General features: G+C 70.1%; 15 protein-coding genes. 9 read left to right on the top strand and 6 right to left on the bottom strand.

The genetic code is table 11. From position 1 onward, the window contains the following. Positions 1-81: 81 nt before the first annotated feature. Positions 82-546, bottom strand: a complete 465-nt coding sequence (gene cynS / locus PFX91_RS03965; RefSeq protein WP_285729453.1) for a cyanase — start codon at positions 544-546, stop codon at positions 82-84. Between the two features lie 322 nt (positions 547-868). On the opposite strand from cynS, the gene PFX91_RS03960 reads away from it, so the two are divergent. From PFX91_RS03960 to PFX91_RS03935, 6 genes are all read left to right on the top strand, one after another. After that, positions 869-1,807 carry a VOC family protein gene (locus PFX91_RS03960; protein ID WP_285729452.1) on the top strand — a complete coding sequence of 313 codons (939 nt, stop codon included), beginning with the start codon at positions 869-871 and terminating at the stop codon, positions 1,805-1,807. 114 nt (positions 1,808-1,921) lie between these two features. Then, the gene (gene nshR, locus PFX91_RS03955; RefSeq protein ID WP_285729451.1) at positions 1,922-2,731 is read left to right on the top strand and encodes an NshR/TsnR family 23S rRNA methyltransferase; all 810 of its coding nucleotides are present in this window, start codon (positions 1,922-1,924) and stop codon (positions 2,729-2,731) included. Positions 2,732-2,916: 185 nt separating this feature from the next. Next, a complete protein-coding gene (locus PFX91_RS03950) occupies positions 2,917-5,049 on the top strand; it encodes a heavy metal translocating P-type ATPase (protein ID WP_285729450.1) in 2,133 nt (710 codons plus the stop codon). Between the two features lie 328 nt (positions 5,050-5,377). Next, entirely contained in the window at positions 5,378-7,393 is a 2,016-nt protein-coding gene (locus PFX91_RS03945; RefSeq protein WP_285729448.1) for a serine hydrolase, read from the top strand. A gap of 104 nt (positions 7,394-7,497) precedes the next feature. Then, the gene (locus PFX91_RS03940; protein WP_285729447.1) at positions 7,498-8,958 is read left to right on the top strand and encodes a sensor histidine kinase; all 1,461 of its coding nucleotides are present in this window, start codon (positions 7,498-7,500) and stop codon (positions 8,956-8,958) included. Continuing rightward, entirely contained in the window at positions 8,955-9,611 is a 657-nt protein-coding gene (locus PFX91_RS03935; protein WP_285729446.1) for a response regulator, read from the top strand. The genes PFX91_RS03940 and PFX91_RS03935 overlap by 4 nt, the downstream gene beginning before the upstream one ends. A gap of 69 nt (positions 9,612-9,680) precedes the next feature. Here PFX91_RS03935 and PFX91_RS03930 read toward each other — a convergent pair whose 3' ends face one another. Beyond that, positions 9,681-10,790, bottom strand: a complete 1,110-nt coding sequence (locus tag PFX91_RS03930; RefSeq protein ID WP_285729445.1) for a methyltransferase domain-containing protein — start codon at positions 10,788-10,790, stop codon at positions 9,681-9,683. Next, entirely contained in the window at positions 10,787-10,918 is a 132-nt protein-coding gene (locus PFX91_RS03925; RefSeq protein WP_285729444.1) for a hypothetical protein, read from the bottom strand. The genes PFX91_RS03930 and PFX91_RS03925 overlap by 4 nt, the downstream gene beginning before the upstream one ends. A 734-nt stretch (positions 10,919-11,652) precedes the next feature. On the opposite strand from PFX91_RS03925, the gene PFX91_RS03920 reads away from it, so the two are divergent. Beyond that, the gene (locus PFX91_RS03920) at positions 11,653-11,922 is read left to right on the top strand and encodes an AbrB/MazE/SpoVT family DNA-binding domain-containing protein (protein WP_352231622.1); all 270 of its coding nucleotides are present in this window, start codon (positions 11,653-11,655) and stop codon (positions 11,920-11,922) included. Between the two features lie 84 nt (positions 11,923-12,006). After that, complete coding sequence (locus PFX91_RS03915) at positions 12,007-12,225, top strand: hypothetical protein (RefSeq protein WP_285729440.1); 219 nt, start codon at positions 12,007-12,009, stop codon at positions 12,223-12,225. A gap of 100 nt (positions 12,226-12,325) precedes the next feature. On the opposite strand, the gene PFX91_RS03910 is transcribed toward PFX91_RS03915, so the two are convergent. Continuing rightward, positions 12,326-13,831: an MFS transporter gene (locus PFX91_RS03910; protein ID WP_285729438.1), complete on the bottom strand. Its 1,506-nt coding sequence runs from the start codon at positions 13,829-13,831 to the stop codon at positions 12,326-12,328. Positions 13,832-14,196: 365 nt separating this feature from the next. Here PFX91_RS03910 and PFX91_RS03905 point away from each other — a divergent pair, with 365 nt between their 5' ends. Continuing rightward, positions 14,197-15,267 (top strand): maleylacetate reductase, encoded by a 1,071-nt coding sequence (locus PFX91_RS03905; RefSeq protein ID WP_285729436.1) that lies wholly within the window; start codon positions 14,197-14,199, stop codon positions 15,265-15,267. Between the two features lie 205 nt (positions 15,268-15,472). Here the strand turns inward: PFX91_RS03905 and PFX91_RS03900 are convergent, their stop codons facing one another. Together PFX91_RS03900 and PFX91_RS03895 are read right to left on the bottom strand one after the other, a co-directional pair. Beyond that, a complete protein-coding gene (locus tag PFX91_RS03900; protein ID WP_285729434.1) occupies positions 15,473-15,661 on the bottom strand; it encodes a DUF397 domain-containing protein in 189 nt (62 codons plus the stop codon). 9 nt (positions 15,662-15,670) lie between these two features. Beyond that, positions 15,671-16,522 (bottom strand): helix-turn-helix domain-containing protein, encoded by an 852-nt coding sequence (locus tag PFX91_RS03895; protein WP_285729432.1) that lies wholly within the window; start codon positions 16,520-16,522, stop codon positions 15,671-15,673. Positions 16,523-16,576: the final 54 nt, after the last annotated feature.

The following is a 16,576-nucleotide window of genomic DNA, read 5'->3' as shown; positions in this document are numbered from 1 at the left end:
GCCGGCCTCCGCCGGGCCCCGTCGTCATGGGCGGCGCCCGCTCCGAGGAGCGGACCTGCGACGGTCCGCGCGCGGCGGGGTTCAGAACTCGCGGTAGGGCAGGTACTTCCCGTTGAGGGTGAGGACGACGCGGTCCCCCTGGGGGTCCTCCACGCGCCGGAAGTCCATCTCGAAGTCGATCGCGCTCATGATGCCGTCGCCGAACTCCTCCTGGATGAGTTCCGCGACCGCCCCGCCGTAGACCTGGACGATCTCCTCCAGGCGGTACACCACGGGATCGGTGGTGTCCACCGCGTCGGCCCCCCGCTCCGGGGGCAGTCGCAGCGCCTGGACCACCGCCTCCTCCAGGCCGAGGAGGTCGCCCACGGCCGAGGCCATCTCGTCGCTGACCCGGTGCCGGCCCAGCAGGGCCGCGGTGGTCCAGACCTTGGAACGGCCCAGTTCCGCCGCGATGGCCTCCCACGTGAGGTTCCTGCGCCGCTTGGCGTCGAGGACCGCCCTGGCGGCCTCACTCCTACCGATGGGCGCGGTGGGAACGAACGACATGTCGACCTCCACGTCAACTGAGGGTGCGGGCACACGGCCGGCGTCAGCGTCACCGTAACCGACGTGGTGGTGCGCGCTTCGGAGGCGGACTCGGCGTGCCTCGAAGGGGGACGAGCCGCCGTCGGCGGACCGGTGACGGACCGGCCCCTTCCGGTCCGGGACGGATCGGCGCTCCGTGCGGTCATGGCGTACCGCCGTGCTCTTCGAGGCCGTTCCGGCGAGCACTCCGGAATATCGGACCGTTACCGAACGTTGACATTGTCCAGACCGCCCCGGAGCCGCGTGAGCAGTGCGGGACCGACAGACCTCAGGAGGTTGCGCCATGACCGATTCCACAGCGCAGGGACCGGGCTCCTCCACCGACGCACGGTTCCTCGACCCCGACACGGCGATGGACGCCGTGACCCTGCACGTCGGCGACCTGGAGACGATGACCTCCTATTACTCCGAGGCCCTCGTCCTTGAGCCCGTCGAGGAGCGGGCGCACGGGCGCGAGGTCCATCGTGTGCTCGGTCGCGGAAGCACCCCCATGGTCCGGCTGATCTCCACACCGGGACTGCCCCCGGTCGATCCGCGCTGGCCCGGACTGTTCCACACCGCGTTCCTGTTCGAGGACCAGGCATCCCTGGCCGCGACCGTCTACCGCGCGGCCGAGCACCCGCGCAGCCGGTTCGCCGGGTCCGCCGACCACCTGGTGAGCGAGGCCTTCTACTTCACCGACCCCGAGGGCAACGGGATCGAGCTCTACACCGACCGTGACCGCTCGCAGTGGACGTACGTCGACGGCCGGGTGCGGATGGACACACTGCGTCTGGACCCCAACGAGTACCTGCGCACCCACCTCGACGAGGCCGTCGTCGCGGCGGGTCCGCGCCGCGCGGGCAAGGTCGGGCACGTACACCTTCAGGTCGGCGACATCGAGACGGCTCGGGCCTTCTACGTGGACGCGATCGGGTTCGAGAGCACGGTCGAGGACTACCCGGGCGCGCTGTTCGCGGCGGCGGGCGGCTACCACCACCACGTCGCGATGAACATCTGGAACAGCGCGGGCTCCGGTCCCCGCGCCTCGACCCTGGGACTGGGGGACGTGGCGGTCATCGTGCCCGCCCGTGAGAGCCTCGACGCGCTCATCTCCCGCCTGAAGGAGCGGAAGCTGGAGTACGCCGACACCGGAAAGTCGGTGGTCCTCCACGACCCGTGGGGCACACAGCTGACGGTCTCCCTCCCCGGCACCACCACCGACGAACTCCTGGACAGGTGACCGTCCGCCACGACGCGCCGTCGGCCTCCCCGTTCCCGAGGCCGAGCGGATTCCCCATGGCCACGGCATAACCGGATTCCCATTCCAGTGCAAAGACCCTGGTAGAATCCGGCCATGCCCGACTTCGAGACGATCACCTCTATCTCCGATCCCGCCGTGCGGCGCGTCATCGATCTCAGTAAGGGTTCGAGGCCCAATATTCGGACCGCGTTGATCGAGGACGCCGAGCCCCTTGTTCAATGCATCAAGGTGGGCGTGGAATTCGTGGAGATCTACGCCAGCGACAGCATCGAGATCTCCCCGGAACTCCTTGAGCTCTGCGAGCGGAACAACATCCCTTTCCGTCTCGTCGACTCGTCGATCGTCAACCAGATCTTCAAGGGGGAGAGGAAGGCCAAGACGTTCGGCGTCGCGCGTGTGCCCCGCCCCGCCTCGTTCCGCGACATCGTCGAACGGGACGGGGACGTCGTCATCCTCGACGGGGTGAAGATCGTCGGGAACATCGGCGCGATCGTACGAACCTCCCTCGCTCTGGGAGCAGGGGGGATCATCCTCGTCGACAGCGATCTGACCAGCATCGCCGACCGGCGTCTTCTGCGGGCCAGCCGTGGCTACGTCTTCTCCCTGCCCGTGGTCCTCTCCGGTCGTGAGGAGGCGATCGACTTCGTCCGGCGGAACGGAATGTCGCTCGTGGTCCTCGACACCCACGGGGACATCAGCATGAAGGAACTCGGCGACTGGCAGGGGAACCTCGCCCTTCTCTTCGGCAGCGAGAAGGGGGGACACTCAGAGGAATTCGAGAAGATCCCGTCCACCTCGGTCTCCATTCCGATGATCAATGACGCCGAGTCCCTCAACGTCTCGGTATCCGTCGGCATCGCGCTCCACGAAAGGATCGAGAACAACTTCCCGGCCCGTCGATGAATTGACGTCGTTCCGCGCCGATCGGCGCTCTTGACCTTTCCCCGAATGGGAGATTCGGGGGTTCTTCATGAAGGCGTCCGGGAGGACGCCCGGGAGGGAATTCCCTCCTCCCCTTTTCCGGCCACCGGACACCGGTTCCGAGAACGGTGCTTGCCGCATACCCCCTTGGGGTAGGAGTCGCGGATATGAGCACTGCACCATCCTCCGGGCACCCCGACCACGGCCGGGAGCACCACGCCGACCACGACACGGGCCACGGACACCACGGGGGCCACCACGGCCATGGGGACCACGGCGACCACGTGGACCGGTTCCGGCGGCTGTTCTGGATCATGCTGGTCCTGGCGGTGCCCACCGTCGGGCTGAGCGGCATGTTCGCCGACATCGTCGGTTACTCCGTGCCGGACGCGCCCGGGGTGGTCTGGATCCCTCCGCTCCTGGGCACCGTGATGTACCTCTGGGGCGGGTCGCCCTTCCTGTCCGGGGCCGTCGAGGAGGTCCGCGCCCTCCGACCCGGCATGATGCTGCTGATCTCCCTGGCCATCACCGTGGCCTTCCTCTCCTCCTGGGGCGCGCATCTGGGCGTGCTCTCCCACGAACTCGAATTCTGGTGGGAGCTGGCGCTGCTGATCGTCATCATGCTGCTGGGCCACTGGATCGAGATGCGTTCCCTCGCGCAGACCTCCTCGGCCCTGGAGTCGCTGGCCACGCTGTTGCCGGACGAGGCGGAGAAGGTCTCCGGCGACGAGGTGGTCACGGTCGCCCCCTCCGACCTGGTGGTCGGTGACGTGGTCATCGTCCGGCCCGGCGGCCGTGTTCCGGCCGACGGCCACGTCACCGAGGGCGTCGCGGACATGGACGAGTCGATGATCACCGGCGAGTCCCGCCCCGTGGCCCGTGGTCCGGGCGACCGGGTCGTGGCCGGAACGGTCTCCACCGACACCGCGCTGCGGGTACGGATCACGGCCGTGGGCGAGGACACCGCGTTGGCGGGGATCCGACGACTGGTCGCCGACGCCCAGAGTTCCACCTCCCGCGCCCAGCGTCTGGCGGACAGGGCCGCCGCCTGGCTGTTCTGGTTCGCCCTGGGGTCGGCCGCGCTCACCTTCACCGTCTGGTCCCTGCTGGGCGCCCCCGACACCGCCCTGATCCGGACCATCACCGTGCTGGTCATCGCCTGCCCCCACGCCCTGGGGCTGGCGATCCCCCTGGTGGTCTCCATCGCCACCGAACGCGCCGCGCGGGGCGGGGTCCTGATCAAGGACCGCATGGCCCTGGAGAGCATGCGCACCGCCGACACCGTCCTGTTCGACAAGACCGGCACCCTGACCAAGGGCGAACCGGTGGTGGACCACGTGGTCCCCGTCGCCGGTCGCGGCGAGGACGAGGTATTGGCCCTGGCGGCGGCGGCCGAGACCGACAGCGAACACCCCCTGGCCAGGGCCATCGTGGCGGCGGCGCGGCGACGCGCCCTCGACGTGCCCGGAGCCACCGACTTCCGCTCCTCCGCCGCCGAGGGCGTGACCGCCACGGTCGGCGGGGAGCGGATCGCCGTCGGAGGTCCCGCGATGCTGCGGACCCATGGCGCGGCGGAACTTCCCGCGACCGAACCCTGGAAGGCCGAGGGCGCGATCGTCCTGCACGTGCTCTCCGAAGGGGAGGTCATCGGCGCGCTCTCCCTGTCCGACGAGATCCGTGAGGAGTCCCACCAGACCGTCCGCGCCCTGCACGCGCTGGGTCTGCGGGTGGTGATGATCACCGGTGACGCCGAGGCCGTCGCCCGTTCCGTCGCCGCCGAACTGGGCATCGACCAGGTCTTCGCCCAGGTACGACCCGAGGAGAAGGGGGCCAAGGTCGCCGAGCTCCAGGCCCGGGGACGCAGGGTCGCCATGGTCGGCGACGGCGTCAACGACGCCCCCGCCCTGGCCCGCGCCGATATCGGACTGGCCATCGGCGCCGGCACCGACGTGGCCATCGCCTCGGCCGGGGTGATCCTGGCCGGCGACGACCCTCGCTCGGTGCTCTCGGTCATCGAACTGTCCCGGGCGGGCTACCGCAAGATGCGGCAGAACCTGTGGTGGGCCGCCGGGTACAACCTCGCCGCCGTACCGTTGGCGGCCGGTGTGCTGGCGCCCGTGGGCTTCGTGATGCCCATGGCCGTGGGCGCGCTGTTGATGTCGTTGTCCACGGTGGTGGTGGCGCTGAACGCCCAGCTGCTGCGCCGCCTGGACCTGCGCCCCGAGGCCAGTACGGAGGCGGTGCTCGCGAGGGCCGGCGCCGACGAGGGGACCGGCGCTCCCCTGCCCGCCAGGGCCTAGGACTCCGTCCTCGCGAAGCCCCTCCCGGCCCCCTGGGAAAGCGAGGGCGCCCACGGGGTTCTGGAGATGCCGGAGTCGGGTTCGCGAGGAACGAACCGACACGCCGCAGGCGCCGAAGGTTCCCGTGTTCCAGGCGCCCGAGCAGGGCGGGGCCGCGCGCCACCGCCCACCCGAGGAGGAGCCCGCCTCCACCAAAGGTCGTAGACCAGGTGCGCACCTGCGCCGGATGTGCCGTGACCACCTGTTCCGGAAGGCTGGGAACCCACCTCGCCGGGCGGGCGGGACCTCTCTTTTCCGCCCGGCGCATCCCCGGAGCAGGAGAGAGCACGTGAGCACTGCCAGGACGACCTCCCCATCCCCACCGGCCGACGGGCGACCGCGCGGACTCCTGCGGGCGGCGGCCGTCGTCGCGGCCGTCGCGGCGTTGGCCGGAGGCTGCGCGGGGCCCGTGCCCGAAAGCGCCCACGAGCCCCCGCCCCCGGCTCCCTCCGCCGCCACCGCCGAACTCACCGCCCAGGACCTCGACACCTGGCTGGACGGTCTGGTTCCGGCGGCTCTGCGGCGGAGCGGTATCCCCGGCGCCTCGATCAGCGTGGTCCACGACGGCGAACTGCTCACCGCACGCGGCTACGGCCACGCCGACACCGGGGCCGACGGAGGCGACCCGGTACCGGTCGACCCCGAGGAGACCCTCTTCCGGGCGGGTTCGGTGTCCAAGCTGTTCACCGGTACGGCCGTGATGCGACTCGTGGAGTCGGGGGAGGTGGACCTGGACACCGACGTCCACGAGTACTTGGACTTCACTCTGCCCACGTCCTTCGACGAACCCGTGACCCTGCGCCACCTGCTGACCCACACCCCCGGTTTCGAGGAGCGGGTCCAGGACCTGATCCTCCCCGAGGGAAGTGAGGCCGACCTGCGCCAACACCTGGTCACCTACCCCCCTGAGCAGGTGTTCGAGCCGGGCACGGTCCCCGCCTACTCCAACTACGGCAACGCTCTCGCCGGGTACGTCGTCGAACGGGTCAGCGGTGTCCCCTTCTCCGAGTACGTCCGGCGGAACGTGTTCGAACCGCTGGACATGGACTCCTCCACCTTCGCCCAGCCCCTGCCCGACGAGCTGGAGGGACGCCTCGCCAGCGGCTACTCCGACGTCACCGGCACGGCCAGGCCCTTCGAGGTCATCCCGGGCGCGCCCGCCGGCGCACTGACCACGTCGGCGACCGACATGGCGCGTTTCATGCTCGCGCACCTGGGTGAACTCGATTCCGACCGGTCCCCGCTGTCCCCCGAAACGCTCGAACTCATGCACACACCGGCTCTGGGGGAGGACTCCCTGGGAGGTCTGGCCAACGGGCCGCGCATGACGCTGGGCTTCTTCCAGGAGGACCGCAACGGCCACAGGATCCTCGGACACGGGGGAGACACCCAACACTTCCACGCCCACATGCAGCTCTATCCCGATGAGGGCACCGGCGTCTTCGTGACCCTCAACGGCAGCGGATACCAGGCGATCGACAGCCTGCTGCTGCGCGAGGCGGTCCTGTTCGGGTTCGCCGACCGCTACTTCCCCGCCTCCGACGAAGGCGGCTCTCCCGCCCGGTCCTCGTCCGCCGAGCACGCCGCGATGGCCGAGGGGACCTACGAGACCTCCCGGACGATGGACAGCACCTTCCTCTCCGTGCTGGGCGTGCTCCAGCAGGTGCGGGTCACCGCACGTGAGGACGGCACGATCCTGGTCACCCCCGGGCCGGACACCCGGCGGCCCACGGTCTATGAGGAGATCGAGCCCTGGGTGTGGCGTGAGGTCGGGGGGCAGAGCCTGTTGGCGATGCGGGTGGAGGGGGACCAGGTGGAGGCGATCGGTCACACCTCGGCCTTCACCCTCCTGCGTACCGACACCGCGCGCCAGGCCTCGCTGGTCCTGCCCGTGGTCGTCCCCTCCGTCCTGATCCTGGTCGTCGCCGTGCTGAGCCTGCCCGTGGGCGCGGTGGTGCGCCGTCTGGTGTCCCTGCCTCCCCGGAACCGGGCCGGGCGCACGGCCCGTGTCCTGACCCGGGTGGGCGTGGGCGCCGCCCTGGCCGCCCTCGTGGGCTGGACCGTGGCGATCGGCCTGGCCATGAGCTTCCAACCCGTGCCCGAAGGGATGCTGTACACGGTCCTGGCGGCACAGTGGCTCGGGGTCCTGGCCGTCGTCCCCGCGACCGTGGTCCTGTTCGACGACGTCCGGCGCCGCTCCGGTTGGAAGCGCTACGTGGGGAGCGCCCTGGTCCTGCTGGCTCTGGTCGGGGTGGCCTCCTTCGCCGCCGTCTCCGGTCTGCTCGGTGCCGACATGACGTACTGACCACCCGTCGGGCACGGGGTGCTCCGAGGAAGCGTCCTTCTCCGGAGTATCCCGTGCCCCCTGATGAGGCATCATGCTCACGACGCCGAGGAACCGAGGAAGCAGTGAACGCGACGACCGACGACACCGGAACGCGCGACGCGGGAGGGCTCCGGACACCGGAGGAGATCGAGAGCCCGACCTCCAGGACGGCGACGTGGTTCGACGAGCGACTGGACCGCCTGGGCCTGCGCTCCACGCTCGCCCGTGACGGCCTCCTGGCGGTGTCCGTGGCGCTGCTCTCCTGCCTCATGCTCTGGCCGGCGATGGCCCTCATCGCGAGGGTGGAGAACCTCCTGTTCTCCCCGACCACCGTGACCGCCCTCCTCCTTCTGACGTGCGCGCAGTCCCTCGCCCTGTGGACGCGGCGTGTGCGTCCGATCCCGTGCCTGGTCGTGGTGGCCCTCACCCAGGTCGGCGTCATCGCCTTCATGCCCCCGCACGTGGCGGCTCAGGGGATCGCCCCGTTCATCGCCGCCTACACCTGCGGAACCCTGTTGCCGCCGCGTCGCCTGGCGTGGGTCCTGGCCCCCGTCACGGCCCTCCACGGTCTGGCGGGGACCCTGTTGACGGGGTCGCTGTCCGACCCCCCGCTGGGTCCAGAGATCCTGATCGTCGAGCCCTCGACCCTCGGAGAGCACCTGTTGGTGGCCCTCGGGCAGCTCGCCGTCGCCGCGGTCGTCTATGTGGGTTCCGCGCTCGTGGGAGTCCACACCGCGACCCGACGCCGCTTCACCGAACTGGCGCGTGTGCGCGCCGCCGAGGTGATCCAGCGGCAGAGGGAACGGGCGGAGGGCGCGATCATGGCCGAACGGGCGCGCATGGCACGCGAACTGCACGACATCGCCGCCCACCACCTGTCCGGCATGGTCGTCCAGGCGGGGGCCGCCGAGCGTCTGGTGGGCCGCGACGACCAGGCCGCCCGTGAGGCGATGGCCTGGGTCCGTTCCCAGGGCAGGGAGACCCTTCGCAACCTGCGGCTGATCGTGGGGGCCCTGCGCGACCCCGGGGAGGAACCCGCGTCCACGGGCGAGGGGCTGTCCCACTCGGGGGCGCCGGGGGCACGCGGAGCGCCCGTTCCCGGCGCCGCGTCGATCGAACGCCTGGTACGGGCCGAACGTGCTCTGGGATGCTCGGTCGAGCTGGTCCTGGAAGGAGAGCCGTACGAACTGCCGCCGGTCGCCGACGTCACCGTCTACAGAGTGGCGCAGGAGGCGCTCTCCAACGCCCGCGAACACGCGCCGCACGCACCCGTGCGGCTGCTGTTGGAGTACCGCGTCTCCCGGGTCGTCCTTGAGGTCGCCAATGAGGGCGGGGACGGCGGCGCGGTCACGAAGGAGGGAACCGAGGACGCGCCGCGGGGCCTCGGCCTGCTCGGTATGAGGGAACGGGCGCACCTGGTGGGCGCCGAGTTGGAGGCGGGACCCACGCCGGAAGGCGGGTGGCGGGTCCGGTTGGAACTGCCCGTCGACCGGGAGACCTCCTCGTCCTCCGGGGCGGTCCGCGACACAGGGGGAACGCAGTGATCAGAGTGCTTCTCGTGGACGACCAGTCCGTGGTCAGAGCGGGCTTTCGCGTCATCCTCGACCTGGTGGACGACATCGAGGTGGTCGGGGAGTGCGGCGACGGACCCACGGCGGTCGAACTCGCCGAACGCCTCCGTCCCGACGTCATCTGCATGGACGTGCGCATGCCCGGCGGAGACGGGCTGACCGCGACCCGGCGGATCCTCTCCCGCGCCGAGGGGGACCCGCCCGAGATCCTCATCGTCACCACCTTCGACCTCGACGAGTACGTCTTCGGCGCTCTGGAGGCCGGGGCGAGCGGGTTCATCCTCAAGGACACCGACCCCGACGACCTGATCGACGCCGTGCGCAGACTCGCCAACGGCTACGGGCTGGTGGACCAGGCGGTGACCCGACGGGTGATGGCCGAGTTCGCCCGGCGCGGACCCACGCGGTCGGCCGCCACCGAGACCCTCGATCTGCTCACGGCCCGCGAGGTGGAGATCGTGCGCCTGCTCGCCCAGGGGATGTCCAACGCCGAGATCGGCGAGACACTGTTCATCGAGACGAGCACCGTCAAGTCGCACCTGGGCAGGGTCATGACCAAGATCGGGACCCGGGACCGGTTGCAGACGGTGGTGTGGGCCTACCAGAACGGGGTGGCACGGCCTTGACTCCTCTCCTGCGGTGGGTCCGAGGCGCGGCCGATGACCACGAACGAGTGCAGACAGCCGGAAACACCCTCACGATGACACCGCATGCTCCCAGTAACCGTCGAACGCCTCGCACACCACCCGGTAGGAACCACGGTCAGGGCCGGCTTCCAACGCGAAGTGCCCCACGCCGGGAAGTCCCGCCTCCCGCAACATGCGATAGGCCTCCGCCAGCTCCTCACCCAAGGCACGCTCACCGCCTCCGGTGACGGTACCGTCCGGCCACAGGTAGGCCCACGCCTTCCCCGCGCCCATCCACACGATCCGACCGGGCCGCCCCTGGAAGGGACGCATCCCCGTCCCCAGACGCACCCCGGGCAGCATGAGCAGGAGCGGGGTCATCATCCCCGAGCCGATCAGCTCCACCGACCCGACCGCAAGAGGCTCCAGGGGCACGGGCTGTCGCCCCAGACCGGGGAAGGGCAGGTCGCCGGGGCGCTGGGTGCGGTCGCGCATGAACGCGCCCTCGCGTACGAACCTCCCCGAGACCGAGCCGCCCCGGTGGCGCAGTGCCGCGATCGGTGTGCTGTGCGCGGCCGGGTGAGGACTCCAGGGCAGCACCAGAACGCCTCCCTTGCGGAGGGCGGCCGTCCATGAGGACGGAATCCGTGTCACCGCGCAGGTGGCGATGACCGCGTCGTAGACCTCCCCGTCTGGTGGTGCGGCCACGGCATGCACGGTGACGCCGGTGCCGGTGAGCCGTTCCCGGGCCAGGGCCGCCACACCAGGGTCGATCTCCACGCTGGTGACCGCACCCTTCGCACCGACCAGCGTGGAAAGGATCGCCGCGTTCCATCCGGTGCCGGTACCGATCTCCAGCACCCTCATACCCTCGCCGACGCCGGCCGCGGCGATCATGTCGGCCATCACCTGGGGAGCCGACGAGGACGAGCTGGGCTCGTTGCGCGGCCCCGGCCCGCCGTCGTTGGCCTGGATGGTGACCGCGTCGGCGGAGTAGACCAGGCGCGTCCATCGGCCTGGGTCGGTGCTCCGATACAGCGGCGATCCCGTCGCATCGGGCCAGACCATGTCGGGGATGAAACGGTGCCGGGGATGAGCGGCGAACGCGTCACGGATCGCAGGGGTGGTGTCGAGGCGCTCGACCAAGGCGGTGTGGAGTGCGTCGAGGTCTTCCGTCACGTCTCTTCCGTTCCGTTGCACCCGCTACAGGTGGCCACCTCGCGGTGGGCCCACCCGCCCGCACTGCCGTCACCGTCGGACTCGACCACGACGGTGCCTTCACCATTGCGCAGAGAGCACTGGGCCACGAGGAACTCCTGTCCATATGGGGGGCGTCGTGGTTCTACCCGCGTGGGCGGCCCAACGCCGGGTGTGGCCGGATCCGGACAGGTCAGCACTTCCCTTTGAGGAGATCCTGTGGAGCGATGCGTACTCTCCGCTGTGAGAAGAGCCCGCGCGCCGAGTCCTTGGAGATCTTCCACAACCGGCAACGCGAACGACTGCCCGATCCCTGACCCTTCAGACGTCCTCCAGGCCGAGGCCCTGCGGAAGGCTCCTACTCGGACGTCCCCGAAGACGGCCATGGCCGGAGCCGTCGCCGTCTCAGGGCGTGCGGAGGCGTCCGTGGTGGCCTCCAGCAGGGCCGTGGCGTCGGCACCGCCCACGCGCTCCGCCACCACTCGCGCCTGGTCCAGGCTGTCGGCCGCCGACTCCGGGGACCCCTCGGGGAGACGGACGGTACCGGTGTAGGCGGCGGCATCCGGACAGCCCAAGGGTTGCAGAGCCTGACCGTCGTGGGTGTTGGCCCCCGAAGGCGCCACGGACAAATGAGCTCCAAGTGGGCCTTGACGGGCGCTCAGCGCAGACGTGCGAGCAAATCTTGGGTCGGAAAGTTGAACTTTCCGACTATCGGAGTCATTCTGAAACCATGCGCCCGGGGAGGGAAGCCCCAGCGCACACCACCAAGAGAGACGCCCTCAGGAGCCCCGCCATGCCGGAAACGCCTAGAAACGAAACGAAAGTGAGGCGTCGACGCGCGGTGATGCGTCGCAAGAACCAGGTCACCCTGCCCCGAGAGGTCGCCGAGGCCCTTCACATTCGTGAGGGGGACGAGGTCGAGTTCGACATCACCGACAGCGGCCAGGTGCTGCTTCGGGGCATGACCGCCGTGCCGGCCGACCAGGCGTGGTTCTGGGACCGCGACTGGCAGCAGGGCGAGCGGGAGGCCAGCAAACAGATCGCAGCTGGCCGGACCGAGGAGTTCGAGGACGCGGAATCGATGTTCGACGCTCTGGAAAACGAGGAGCGCTGAGTCCTGGCCACGTTCGCTACCACCCCCCGCTTCCGGGCCGACTTCAAGAAGCTGACCCGCCGTCAGGCGGAGCGCTTCCGCGCGGTGGTCACCGCCGAGTTCGCGCCCGACGTACAGAAAGGCGAGTTCCGCCCCGGCCTGCGGGTCAAAGGGGTACAGGGTGCGCCGGGGGTCTATGAGATGACGTGGGCGCCTGACGGGCGCGCCACGTGGGAGTACGGCGACCAGCGCCTCCCGGATAAACCGCACGTGATCTGGCGCCGGGTGGGTACCCACGCCATCTTCAACCCCGGCCCGCCCTGACAGCTGATGAAGGCCCATCTCAGTTGGTGGGTCTGCGGTGGCAGATCAAGGTGCGGGCGATGCCGGCGAAGTCCAAGAAATGGCCGGCGCCGTCGCCGTCTCAGGGCGTGCGGCGGCGCCCGTGCAGGGCGCCGAACACCCCGGAGGCCAGCAGGACCCCGGTGGCGACGACGAGCGTGAGCCGGTAGCCGTTGTCGAAGGCGTCCGTGGCGGCCTCCAGCAGGGCCGTGGCGTCGGCACCGCCCACGCGCTCCGCCACCATCCGCGCCTGGTCCAGGCTGTCGGCCGCCGACTCCGGGGACCCCTCGGGAAGACGGACGGTACCGGTGTAGGCGGCGGCCAGAAGACTGCCCAGCACGGCCACTCCGATGAGACTGCCGAGTTCGTAGGAGACCTCCTCCACCGAGGAGGCCATCCCGGCCCGGTGGGCCGGGGCGTTGCCCACGATCGCGGCCGAGGCGGCGGTCATCGCCGCGCCGGTGCCCGCGCCCGCCACGAGCAACCCCAGGACGGTCCATCCCAGGGGCGCGGAGGTGGACGCTAGGACGATCAGGGTGCCCAGCCCAGCGGTCAGCAGACCCGCCGAGATCGCGGGGCGCGTACCGGTGCGGTACAGGAGCGCGCCGACCACCACCCCGACCGGCAGGGCTCCGGCGGCCATCGCCGCGACGACCAACCCCGCATGGAACGGGGAGAAGTCCATGACCAGCTGGAGGCGTTGGGTCAGCACCAGTTGGACCCCGGCCGTGGCGAGCATCGCCATGCCCGCCGCCAACACGCCGACGAGGATGCGGGGGTCTCGCAGGAGCGCGAAGTCGATCAGTGGGTGGGCCTGACCGCGTTGGCGCCGGACGAAGAGCCAGAACCCGACCAGGGCGGCGGCCACGGCCACGGCGACCTCGACCCAGGAGGGCGCCGGGCTCGTGGCCTCCTTGATCGCGTAGACCACGCCCACCAGCCCGACCATGACCTGGAGCGAGGCGATCAGGTCCCAGGGCCGGTCGGAGCCGCCCGAACCGCCGGGGGCGACCAGGACCGTCATCACCAGCGCGACCAGGACGACGGGCACGTTCACCAGGAAGACCGACCCCCACCAGAAGTACTCCAGCAGCAGTCCGCCCACGATCGGGCCCAGGGCCGCGCCGGCCATCGCCATCGTCCCCCACACCCCGATGGCCACACCGCGCTCACGTTCATCCGTGAAGGTGACGCGGATCAGGGACAGGGTGGCGGGCATCATCGCCGCCGCGCCCACGGCGAGGAAGGCCCGTGCGGCGATCAGGACCGGCGGGGAGGGAGCGTAGGCGGCCATGACCGACGCCGTCCCGAACAGGACCAGCCCGATGAGGTACATGCGCTTGTGGCCGACCCGGTCGCCCAGGGTGCCCGCGCCCAGCAACAACCCCGCCATCACCAGTGGATAGGCGTTGATGATCCACAGCTTCTGCGAGGCGTCGGCGTGCAGGTCACCGGTCAGGGTGGGCAGGGCGGTGTAGAGCACCGTCATGTCCACCGAGATCAGCAGCAGCCCCGCGGAGACGGCCGCCAGGACCAGCCACCGTCGAAGTCTGGTGGTCGGCGGCGGGTGTCGCGCCGTGGTGCTCACTCGTCCCCCTCGTGTGCGTCCGCACGCTCGCGCGGGGCCGGCCCCCTGCATGGCCCGGCGGCGGATCGGGCCGGGAGTGGATCCCCCTCGGCCTCCTGTGGGAACCGTACCGTTCGAAGCGGACACCACGTACGGGCGGGACGCCCGCTCCGAACAGGGGTGGAGCGTCCCCTCCCCCGGGCTCGGGCGAGGTCGTTCGGCACGGCGCCGGCCCGGGTGCTCGGTGCACATGGCGCGTTCGTCCTCGGCGACCGCCCGGCCGTCGTCGCCGCTCCGTGATCCCTGTGCGTGCGACGTCCACGCGGAGGCGTCGACGTCCGTCCCCGATGCCGTCGAGCACGCGCCGGAAGGGGGAGGATGGGGGCATGTCGAGCACCACAGACGACGGCCGACCGGACCACACCCGGGTGACCGTCCACCAGTTCCCCGCGACCCGTGTCCTGTCGGGTCGTGGTGCGTGCGACCTCGTCGCGGACGAGGCGGCGCGCACCGGCGCGCGACGGGTGCTGCTGGTGGCCACCCTCTCGGCATCGGTCGCCGCCGAGGCGGTGGCCGAGGCCCTGGGGCCACACCTGGCGGCACGCTTCGACCGTCCCGCGCCGCACACACCGGTCTCCGTGACCACGAAGGCCATGGAGCTGGTCCACCGGACCGGCGCGGACTGCGTGGTGGCGATCGGCGGTGGTTCGGCGATCGGTCTGTCCAAGGCGTTGGCGGCGCGCACGGGTATGCCCCAGGTCGTCGTACCGACGACGTACGCGGGTTCGGAGGCCACCCCGGTCCTGGGGGAGACGGAGAACGGGGTCAAGAGCACCCGTCGTGACCTCGCTCTGACCCCCGGCACCGTCGTCTACGACCCGGACCTCACCCTGTCCATGCCCTCGGGCCTGACCCGCACCAGCGCCATGAACGCGCTCGCCCACGCCGTGGAGGCCCTGTGGGCGCCCGACGCCACCCTGTTCACCGACGCGTTGGCGACCGAGGCGGTGGGCGGCATCCTGAGTTCCCTGCCCGAGGTCCTCGCCTCCCCGACCGACCCGGACGCACGCGCACGGTTGCAGTCGGCCGCGTGGCTGGCCGGGACATGCCTGGCCCAGACCAGGATGGGCCTGCACCACCAGTTGGCGCACGTGCTCGGCGGTGCCTTCGACCTTCCGCACGCCGAACTCCACACGATGTTGTTGGCGCCCGTGATGGAGTTCAACCTCCCGGCGGCGCCCGCCGCAGCGGCCCGCCTGACCCGGGCGGCCGGGGCGGACCCGGTCGCGGTGGTCTCCGCGCTCGCCCGCGCACACGAGGGACCGACGACCCTGCGAGAGCTGGGGGTCGATCGCTCCCGGCTACGCGGCATCGCCGAGCGGGTGGCGGACGCTCCCTACCCCAACCCCCGCCCGCTGACCGCCGACGAGGTCGCGCGGCTGCTCGACCGGATCTGAGGCCCGGTGACGACCCCGCAGTGGAACGGTCGCTGGGGACGAGGCTTCTGGAAGCGACGCGGCCGTTCACACCGGTCACAACACCGACGCCGGTCGGCCATGCCGGGGTCTGGTCTGGTGCCCGCATGGGTCGGTAGAGTGGCCCTGTTCTGGTACGCGAAGAGGCCCCGGTTTGGTCACCGGGGCCTCTCGTCGTTCCAAGGTGCTACCGGGGCACAGTGCCTAGGAAAGCAGCCCACTCCGAGGCGGTGAACACCAGATGGCCGGCCTCACGGTTCTTCGTGTCACGCACGGCTGCACCCTTGGGTGTCTCGGCAACCTCTACACAGTCGTTCTGGGTCGCACTGTAGGACGACTTATGGAAGGTCAGCTGGTTGCTCTGCTTCTGGTACACGATGATTTCCTACTCGTACTGTTCGATGATCTGACGCATACGGTCAGCGCTCGCATCAGGGTGAAGCGCCATCACCCTGACCTCGTCCCACGCATCCCGATGGACTTGGACTTCCTCATCGTCCTCCAAGTAGAGACCATCAGTGCGTGTCTCGATGTAAGCGATGGAGGGATCCAAGGGGTTCGCAAAGTCCAGGATGGTGAAACTACCTGCGATACCCGGGTGAAGGCCCACTTCCAGCGGAAGAACCTGAATCTTGATGTGGTCGGCAGTCTCGATGAGGCGGATCAGCTTCGTGATCTGGTCCCGCATCACCTGCTTGCTGCCAGCGGGACGCAACAACACGCTCTCATCCAGCACACACCACAGCTTTGGCGGGTCTTCCTGGTCGAGGATCTCCTGCCGCGCCAAACGGGCCTGCACAACACGGTCGATGGTCTCCGCGGACCGGGATCGACCGATCCGCGTCGACGCCGCAGCGTATTCGGGGGTCTGGAGTAGGCCGTGCACGACCATGCTCTGATACGTGGACACCGCTGACGCCTCAGCCTCAAAGCCGACATAGGCGTCAGTGAACACGTCGCCGTAGCGAGACCACCAGCCTTTCTCCCGAGACTGCTTCGCCAGGAGCACCAGGCCCTCGGTGACGTCCGGCGGTGCCTGGTAGAGGTTGGCCAGAGCCCGGACGATCACCGGGTCTGGCCGCTTCCACTTGTTCAGCTCCATGTTGGTGAGCCGTCCGCGTGACCAGCCGAGCTTGTCTCCTACCTGTTCAGCGGTCAGTTTGGACGCCTCTCGCAAACGTCTCAATTCAGCGGACAGCCGGCGGCGCCGGATGGTGGGGCTGTAGCGGTCCGTCACAGCACGCGCTCCTCGGCTCTTCCTGCTTGTTCTTCGTTCTGGCCCGATGGTAGA

Source organism: Nocardiopsis sp. ATB16-24, assembly GCF_030271535.1.
Classification (GTDB): domain Bacteria; phylum Actinomycetota; class Actinomycetes; order Streptosporangiales; family Streptosporangiaceae; genus Nocardiopsis.
This window is presented reverse-complemented; position numbering and strand designations above follow the sequence as displayed.